This is a genomic window from Phenylobacterium sp. (genome assembly GCF_030697305.1).
GTDB lineage: Bacteria > Pseudomonadota > Alphaproteobacteria > Caulobacterales > Caulobacteraceae > Phenylobacterium.
Genome location: NZ_JAUYQL010000064.1, coordinates 1 through 7,349 on the forward strand (window position 1 = coordinate 1; position 7,349 = coordinate 7,349).

The following is a 7,349-nucleotide window of genomic DNA, read 5'->3' on the forward strand; positions in this document are numbered from 1 at the left end:
GTGCGGCCGCTCGCTCTCCTGCTTGGGCATGAAGGTCCACTTCAGGCCGGTAGCGAAACCCGCCCCGCCGCGCCCGCGAAGGCCCGAGTTCTTGATCTGCTCGCACAGCCATTCCGGGGTCTGCGACAGCATGGCGTCGACCGCGTTGTAGGCCCCTCGCCGCTTCGCCCCCTCCAGGCCCCAGTCGTGGAGGCCGTAGAGGTTGGTGAAGATACGGTCCTTGTCTTCCAGGATGCCGACCAAGACCCCTAAACTCCCTTGTTCGCGCGACGGAAGCCCGCGATGAACCAGATCTGGGCGGCGAACCCGACGCCCAAGGCGGCCATGAAGGCCCATTGCATCCAGCCGACGCCCTGCATGAAGAAGCCGATGGCGGCGGCCCCCGCGATCAGCGCGCAGACCCCGTCGATCGCCAGCATGACGATCAGGCGGCGCTTCATGGCCTGCATCTGCTCGGTCACGCCGCCGGCTCCTTCGGACCCTCGACGGGCAGGTTCGGCAGCGTCAGCGCCTTCGCCGGCGAGCCGTCGTAGAGCGCCGCATCGGTGAGAGTCAGCGGCCCGCCCTCGGGCGCCGAATTCTGTCGTCCGATCGCAGACCCCGGCGTGGGCGTCGTACCCGCCGCGAACTGGTCGAGCAGACCTTCCAGCGCCGCCGGCGTCAGGTCCTCGTAGTAGTAGTCGTTGATCGCCGCCATGGGCGCATTGGCGCAGGCGCCGAGGCACTCGACCTCCTGCCAGTAGAACTTGCCGTCGGCGCTGAGGTGATCCTTGCCGCCGAACCGCTTCTTGCAGACGTCCATCAGCTCACCTGCGCCGCGCAGCATGCAGGGCGTGGTGCCGCAGACCTGGACGAGCGCGTGGCTGCCGACCGGCTCGAGCATGAACATCGTGTAGAAGGTGGCGACCTCGTAGACGCGGATCACCGCCATGCCGAGCAGGCTTGCGACTTCGCGGATCGCGGGCTCCGAGACCCAACCTTCCTGCTTCTGGACGACCCAAAGCAGCGGGATCACCGCCGATTGCTGGCGGCCGGCGGGGAACTTGGCCATCCACCAGCGCGCCTTCTCCAGGCTTTCCGGCGAAAAGGCGAAGCCGTCCGGCTGGACGGTGGATAGGCGGCGGACGCTCAAGCCTTGGCCCTCATTTGGCGAAGTCGACGCGGGCGATCTTGCCGTCCGCGAAGGTGTAGATGGCGGCGACCTCGAAGGTCTCTCCGCCGGGTTTGCGCACGACGCGCTCGTGGTCGATGACGCTGGTACCCAGGACGATCCGCGCCAGCAATTCAGCCTTGTTCTGCGGGAAGTCGGCGAACGCCTTGGCGTAGCGCGCCCGATAGGCCTCGATGCCTTGCGTGGTTACGGCGCCGTTCAGGTCGGCGACCACCACGTCAGGCGTGAAGTAGGCGCAATAGGCGTCCAGATCCTGGGCATTGTAGGCGTCGAGCTGGCCCTGGACGATCTCCACGGGGCTCAACGGTCGATCTCCCCGAACACGATGTCCAGAGAGCCTAGGATGGCGGAGACATCGGCCAGCATGTGGCCGCGGTTCATCCAGTCCATCGCCTGCAGATGCGGATAGCCCGGCGCGCGGATCTTGCAGCGGTAGGGCTTGTTCGAGCCGTCGCTCACCAGATAGACGCCGAACTCGCCCTTCGGCGCTTCCACGCACGCGTAGACCTCACCCTCGGGCGTTCGATAGCCCTCGGTGAACAGCTTGAAGTGATGGATCAGCGCTTCCATCGAACGCTTCATCTCGCCGCGGCGGGGCGCGGCGATCTTGTTGTCGTCCGACAGCGACGGCCCCGGGGTCTTCAGCAGCCGTTCGCACGCCTGCTTCATGATCTTCGTCGACTGGCGCATCTCTTCCATGCGGCAGAGATAGCGGTCGTAACAGTCGCCGTTCAGGCCCAGCGGGATGTCGAACTCGAACTCGTCGTAGCACTCGTAGGGCTGGTTGCGCCTCAGGTCCCAGGCGATGCCCGAGCCGCGCACCATGACGCCGGAGAAGCCCCAGGCGATCGCCTCTTCGCGGGTCACCACGCCGATGTCGACGTTGCGCTGCTTGAAGATGCGGTTGTCGGTGATCAGGCCCTCGATGTCGTCGCAGACCTTCGGGAAGTGGTCGCACCAGCGGCTGATGTCGGCGATCAGCTCCGGCGGCAGGTCCTGCCGCACGCCGCCGACCCGGAAGTAGTTGGCGTGCATGCGCGCGCCCGACGCGCGTTCATAGAACACCATCAGCTTCTCGCGCTCTTCGAAGCCCCACAGCGGCGGGGTGAGCGCGCCCACGTCCATCGCCTGGGTGGTGACGTTGAGCAGGTGGTTCAGGATGCGGCCGATCTCGGAGTACAGCACGCGGATCAGTTGGGCGCGGATCGGGACCGTCACCCCCAGCATCTTCTCGATGGCGAGCACATAGGCGTGCTCCTGGTTCATCGGGGCCACGTAGTCGAGGCGGTCGAAATAGGGGATCGTCTGGGCGTAGGGCCGCGCCTCGATCAGCTTCTCGGTGCCGCGGTGCAGCAGCCCGATGTGCGGGTCGACGCGTTCGACCACTTCGCCGTCGAGCTCCAGCACCAGGCGCAGCACGCCGTGCGCGGCCGGGTGTTGAGGTCCGAAGTTGATGTTGAACTTGCGGACCGGGGTTTCGCCACGGGCCTCGTCGACCACGCCGATCTCAGTCGTGACGGGAGCCGCCAGGCTGGTCTCCGTGGCGATCGTTTCGGGGTGCGCGTCGCCGGTCACTTGGGGGCCTCGCCAGTCGCCTTTTCGTCGCCGGGTATCGCAAAGCCCCGTTCCTCGCCTTCCCAGGGCGAGAGGAAGTCCCAGTTGCGCCACTCGACGGCCTTCACCGGCTCATAGACCACACGCTTGAGCTCGTCGTCGTAGCGCACCTCGACGTAGCCCGTCATCGGGAAGTCCTTGCGCAGCGGATGGCCGTGGAAGCCGTAGTCGGTGAGGATGCGGCGCAGGTCCGGATGGCCCTCGAAGAACACGCCGTACATGTCGAACGCCTCACGTTCGAACCAGTCCGCACACGGGAAGACGCCGGTCGCGGTGGCGACTGCGGTGTCCTCGTCGGTCTGGATCTTCAGGCGCACACGGCGGTTCAGGGTCAGCGACAGCAGGTGGTAGACGACGTCGAAGCGCTGGGCGCGCTCGGGTCGGTCGACGCCGCACAGATCGATGAGCTGATTGAACTGGCAGCCCGGCGCATCGCGCAGATAGCTCAGCGCCTCGACGATGCGCGCCGCCGGCCCGCTCAGAGTCAACTCGCCGAACGTCAGCGAATAGCTGTCGATCGCCCCGTCAGCGCCGGCGACGATCGCCTGGCCCAGGGTCTCCAGTTCGTCGTGGGTCGCCGGCCACGTCATCGTTCGATGGTCCCGGTGCGGCGGATCTTCTTCTGCAGTTGCAGTACGCCGTAGACCAGCGCCTCGGCGGTCGGCGGACAGCCGGGCACGTAGATGTCGACCGGCACGATGCGATCACAGCCGCGGACCACGGAGTAGCTGAAATAGTAGTAGCCGCCGCCGTTGGCGCACGAGCCCATGGAGATCACGTAACGCGGCTCCGGCATCTGGTCGTAGACCTTGCGCAGCGCGGGAGCCATCTTGTTCACCAGGGTGCCGGCGACGATCATCACGTCGGACTGGCGCGGGCTCGCACGCGGCGCGAAGCCATAGCGTTCCAGGTCGTAGCGCGGCATCGAGGCCTGCATCATCTCGACCGCACAGCAGGCGAGGCCAAAGGTCATCCACATCAGCGAGCCAGTGCGCGCCCAGGTGATCAGATCATCGGCCGCGGCGGTGACGAAGCCCTTGTCGGCGAGTTGGCTGGAGACGCCGTCGAAGAACGGGTCGTGGCGTTTGGCGTCGTAGCCCTCGACCGCGGCGCGCGCGCCCGATCCGGCCGGAACGATCACTCCCATTCCAGGGCTCCCTTCTTCCATTCGTAGATGAAGCCCACGGTGAGCACGCCCAGGAAGGTCATCATCGACCAGAACGCGAAGTGCGAGGCCTCCACAGGCAGATCCATGAGCGACACCGCCCAGGGGAACAGGAAGGCCACTTCCAGATCGAAGATGATGAACAGGATCGACACCAGATAGAAGCGCACGTCGAATTTCATGCGCGCGTCGTCAAAGGCGTTGAAGCCGCACTCGTAGGTCGAGAGTTTTTCGGGGTCGGGATTCTTCGGCGCCAGCACGAAGGCGGCGATCACGAAACCCAGACCCAGCGCCGTCGCGATCCCCAGGAAGATCACGATGGGCAGGTACTGCAGAAGGAACGCGTTCATGGAATCCTCGGACCGGAGTCGCGGGCCCTTCTAGACCAGGGCCGCGCGGCGTTCAAACGGCGCGTTTGCATTGCGGCGAAAGCGTCACAGGCGGTGTGGGTTTGCGGGCGCCGAAGAGCCTGACAGTGCGCCCTACGCCCGGCCAAGCGCCACTCTTCCGTTGACACGATTCAGGGTGCGACCTATCAGACGCCCCTCGCGTTTCGCGGAAGCGATGCGGATGTAGCTCAGTTGGTTAGAGCGCCGGCCTGTCACGCCGGAGGTCGCGGGTTCAAGTCCCGTCATTCGCGCCACCGCTTTTCCAGCAGCCCGACGAGGCGACGCGGCTCTCCTCAGATATGCAATGCTTCATAGGTGGCGCTACGCACGCTCGCCGGCAAGCTCATGCCCGACGCCGCGACGTTCTGGGCCAGGTGACCAGGGCGCGTCGTGCCGACGACGGCGCAGGCGACATTGGCGTCGTCCAGCACATAGGCCAGCGCTACCTGGGCTGGCGTCATGCCGGGCTGGTTCAGCAGGTGCGCGACACGCGCGCCCCGGCGCATCTCCTCGCGGTGGCGGACCAGGCCGCGGGCCGCGTACCAGAGGTCTTGGGGGCCGCGCAGCTTCAGCACCTGCAACTGCGCATGCCCCATGCCCAGCGCCATGCCCGCTAGTACGCCCTTGCCGGCCGCAGCAGCCCTGGCTACCAGGCCAGCGCGTTCCGGGCGCAGTATATTGTAGTCGACCATCACCACGTCGAAGGCGGCCAGTCCAAGGACGTGCTCGATGACCGCTGGGTCGAAGCTGTTGACCCCCAACGCGCGCACCAGCCCGCGGGTGCGCAGCCCCTCCAGCGCCGCCAGCAGGGGCTCATCCAGCTCGCTGATCGCCGGGCCGTGGAGTTGCAGCAGCGGCAGTACGTCCAGCCCCAGGCGTTGCAAGGAGGCCTCGGCGCTGGCGACGACGCCGGCGGGCGACATATCGCGAACGATGCGCCCTCCCCCAGCGTGGCGCGTCCCCGCCTTGCTGGCGATGACCAGCCGCGAGGCGTCGCGCCCCTTGAGCGCCCGGCCCAGGCGGGGCTCGGCCTCGCCACGGGCATAGCTGGCCCCGGTGTCGAAAAAGATGACGCCCGCCTCGATCGCCTGATGGACGAGACCTACGGCATCGCGTTCGGCGAACTGAGGCTTGCCCCAGTAGCTTGCGCATCCGAAGCCAATTTCGGAGACGACCAGGCCTGTGGCGCCGAGGGATCGGTAGAGCATGGCGCCCGCGCAAGCTCGAGGTGGTGGGCGGCGAGGGGTTCGAACCCCCGACCCCCTGGGTGTAAACCAGGTGCTCTGACCAGCTGAGCTAGCCGCCCGCGGCGGCTCTTGTAGCCGAGCATGCGGGCTGCGTCAGGGGTTTCGTCCGTCTCATGCACGACGAGGGGCGGCCGCTTGACGGCGACCGCCCCCGCCGACGACAAACAGACCTCTGCTTTAGTTTAGCGCGCCCTTCAGGCCCTCGCCCGCTCGGAAGCGCGCGGTCTTGGTCGCGGGGCGTTTGACGGTCTCGCCGGTGCGCGGGTTGCGCGCGGTGCCGGCCGGCCGGCGAACCGGCACAAAGCTGCCGAAGCCCACCAGGCGCACCTGGTGGCCGGCCTTAAGCGAACTGGTCACGGAGTCGATGAACGCTTGTAGCGCATCCTTCGCCTGAGCCTTGTTGAGGCCCGCCTTCTCGGCGATTGCGGTCACGAGTTCGGCCTTGGTCATCTTGGGTGTCTCCCAACCCTTGGTGCAGCGGCGCGAACCACGCAGTCCCCCAGAGCGGCACGCGCGGTTGGGATTATGTCGCTCCATCAACGCGCGTCAAACGAGAGCGGCGCGGAGTCGCCTCCGCGCCGCTCGACTTGGCTTCGTTTTCAGCCGTTCAGGCCGCGATTTTAGTGAGTGATGACCGACTCCACATCACCATCGTCCGCCTTCGGAGCGATCGGCGGATGGTCCGCTTCTGACCACTCGATCGGCGTGGGCGGCCGCGTGAGCGCGTGCGACAGCACCTCGTCGATGTTGGAGACAGGAATGATCTCCAGCGCCTTGCGGACATTGTCCGGAAGATCAGCCAGGTCCTTCTCGTTCTCCTGCGGGATCAGCACCGTCTTGACGCCTGAACGAAGGGCGGCCAGCAGCTTCTCCTTCAGGCCGCCGATCGCCGTCACCCGGCCGCGCAGGGTGACTTCGCCAGTCATGGCGAGGTCGGCGCGGATCGGAATACCGGTGAGCACCGAAACGATAGCCGTGGCCATCGCGGCGCCCGCCGAAGGGCCGTCCTTGGGGGTCGCGCCGTCCGGCACGTGGATATGGACGTCGGTGCGTTCGAAGACCGGCGGCTCGATGCCGAACTTGGTGGCCCGGCTGCGGACGAAGCTGTTCGCCGCCGAGATCGACTCCTTCATCACGTCCTTCAGGTTGCCGGTGATCGACATGCGGCCCTTGCCGGGCATCCGCACCGCTTCGATGGTGAGGATGTCGCCGCCGAACTCGGTCCAGGCCAGGCCCGTGACGATGCCCACCTGATCTTCCGCGTCCGTTTCACCGTAGCGGTGCTTGCGCACGCCCGCGTATTTGGCCAGGCGCTCATCGTCGATGGTGATGGTGGTCACGCCTTCGCGCGCCATGTCACGCACCGCCTTACGCGCCAGCCCGCCCAGCTCGCGCTCGAGCGAGCGCACGCCGGCTTCACGGGTGTAGTAGCGGATCAGGTCGCGGATCGCCTGGTCGGGCACCACGAACTCCTCGGCCGTTAGGCCGTGGTCCTTGGTCAGCTTGGGCAGCACGTGCCGCTTGGCGATCTCCAGCTTCTCGTCCTCGGTGTAGCCGGGGATGCGGATGATCTCCATGCGGTCCAGCAGCGGCTGGGGCATGTTCAGGCTGTTGGCCGTGGTGACGAACATCACTGGCGACAGATCGTAGTCCACTTCGAGATAGTGGTCCGCGAACGTCGAGTTCTGCGACGGATCCAGCACTTCAAGCAGGGCCGAGGACGGGTCGCCGCGATAGTCGGAACCCATCTTGTCGATTTCATC

10 protein-coding genes, 2 tRNA genes and 1 pseudogene are annotated in these 7,349 nt (G+C 66.5%); 1 reads left to right on the forward strand and 12 read right to left on the reverse strand.

Annotation, left to right across the window (positions count from 1 at the left end; genetic code table 11):
• The 8 genes and pseudogenes from Q8R27_RS07400 to Q8R27_RS07435 all read right to left on the reverse strand — a co-directional run.
• A pseudogene (locus tag Q8R27_RS07400) lies at positions 1 to 243 on the reverse strand (NADH-quinone oxidoreductase subunit F); the annotation flags it as partial.
• 5 nt (positions 244 to 248) lie between these two features.
• The gene (locus tag Q8R27_RS07405; RefSeq protein WP_305698410.1) at positions 249 to 461 is read right to left on the reverse strand and encodes a hypothetical protein; all 213 of its coding nucleotides are present in this window, start codon (positions 459 to 461) and stop codon (positions 249 to 251) included.
• Entirely contained in the window at positions 458 to 1,132 is a 675-nt protein-coding gene (nuoE, locus tag Q8R27_RS07410) for an NADH-quinone oxidoreductase subunit NuoE (protein WP_305698411.1), read from the reverse strand. Before nuoE ends, Q8R27_RS07405 begins: the two co-directional genes overlap by 4 nt.
• A 10-nt stretch (positions 1,133 to 1,142) precedes the next feature.
• A complete protein-coding gene (locus Q8R27_RS07415; protein ID WP_305698412.1) occupies positions 1,143 to 1,475 on the reverse strand; it encodes a nuclear transport factor 2 family protein in 333 nt (110 codons plus the stop codon).
• Complete coding sequence (locus Q8R27_RS07420; RefSeq protein WP_371134665.1) at positions 1,472 to 2,719, reverse strand: NADH-quinone oxidoreductase subunit D; 1,248 nt, start codon at positions 2,717 to 2,719, stop codon at positions 1,472 to 1,474. The genes Q8R27_RS07415 and Q8R27_RS07420 overlap by 4 nt, the downstream gene beginning before the upstream one ends.
• Before the next feature lie 23 nt (positions 2,720 to 2,742).
• Positions 2,743 to 3,375 (reverse strand): NADH-quinone oxidoreductase subunit C, encoded by a 633-nt coding sequence (locus Q8R27_RS07425; RefSeq protein WP_305698413.1) that lies wholly within the window; start codon positions 3,373 to 3,375, stop codon positions 2,743 to 2,745.
• Complete coding sequence (locus tag Q8R27_RS07430; protein ID WP_305698414.1) at positions 3,372 to 3,953, reverse strand: NADH-quinone oxidoreductase subunit B family protein; 582 nt, start codon at positions 3,951 to 3,953, stop codon at positions 3,372 to 3,374. Before Q8R27_RS07430 ends, Q8R27_RS07425 begins: the two co-directional genes overlap by 4 nt.
• Positions 3,923 to 4,300, reverse strand: a complete 378-nt coding sequence (locus tag Q8R27_RS07435; RefSeq protein ID WP_305698415.1) for an NADH-quinone oxidoreductase subunit A — start codon at positions 4,298 to 4,300, stop codon at positions 3,923 to 3,925. Before Q8R27_RS07435 ends, Q8R27_RS07430 begins: the two co-directional genes overlap by 31 nt.
• A gap of 216 nt (positions 4,301 to 4,516) precedes the next feature.
• On the opposite strand from Q8R27_RS07435, the gene Q8R27_RS07440 reads away from it, so the two are divergent.
• Positions 4,517 to 4,593, forward strand: a tRNA-Asp gene (locus Q8R27_RS07440).
• A 39-nt stretch (positions 4,594 to 4,632) separates the two neighbouring features.
• Here Q8R27_RS07440 and Q8R27_RS07445 read toward each other — a convergent pair.
• From Q8R27_RS07445 to Q8R27_RS07460, 4 genes are all read right to left on the reverse strand, one after another.
• Positions 4,633 to 5,547 (reverse strand): aldo/keto reductase, encoded by a 915-nt coding sequence (locus Q8R27_RS07445; RefSeq protein ID WP_305698416.1) that lies wholly within the window; start codon positions 5,545 to 5,547, stop codon positions 4,633 to 4,635.
• Between the two features lie 21 nt (positions 5,548 to 5,568).
• Positions 5,569 to 5,645, reverse strand: a tRNA-Val gene (locus tag Q8R27_RS07450).
• Between the two features lie 118 nt (positions 5,646 to 5,763).
• Entirely contained in the window at positions 5,764 to 6,036 is a 273-nt protein-coding gene (locus Q8R27_RS07455; protein ID WP_305593955.1) for an HU family DNA-binding protein, read from the reverse strand.
• 170 nt (positions 6,037 to 6,206) lie between these two features.
• A partial coding sequence (locus Q8R27_RS07460) for a S16 family serine protease (RefSeq protein ID WP_305698417.1) occupies positions 6,207 to 7,349 on the reverse strand: 1,143 nt, incomplete at its 5' end.

Coding starts and splice junctions, on each gene's coding strand:
- Q8R27_RS07425 (WP_305698413.1), bottom strand. CDS start 3,375: ATGACGTGGCCGGCGACCCACGACGAACTGGAGACCCTGGGCCAGGCG.
- Q8R27_RS07430 (WP_305698414.1), bottom strand. CDS start 3,953: ATGGAAGAAGGGAGCCCTGGAATGGGAGTGATCGTTCCGGCCGGATCG.
- Q8R27_RS07435 (WP_305698415.1), bottom strand. CDS start 4,300: ATGAACGCGTTCCTTCTGCAGTACCTGCCCATCGTGATCTTCCTGGGG.
- Q8R27_RS07445 (WP_305698416.1), bottom strand. CDS start 5,547: ATGCTCTACCGATCCCTCGGCGCCACAGGCCTGGTCGTCTCCGAAATT.
- Q8R27_RS07455 (WP_305593955.1), bottom strand. CDS start 6,036: ATGACCAAGGCCGAACTCGTGACCGCAATCGCCGAGAAGGCGGGCCTC.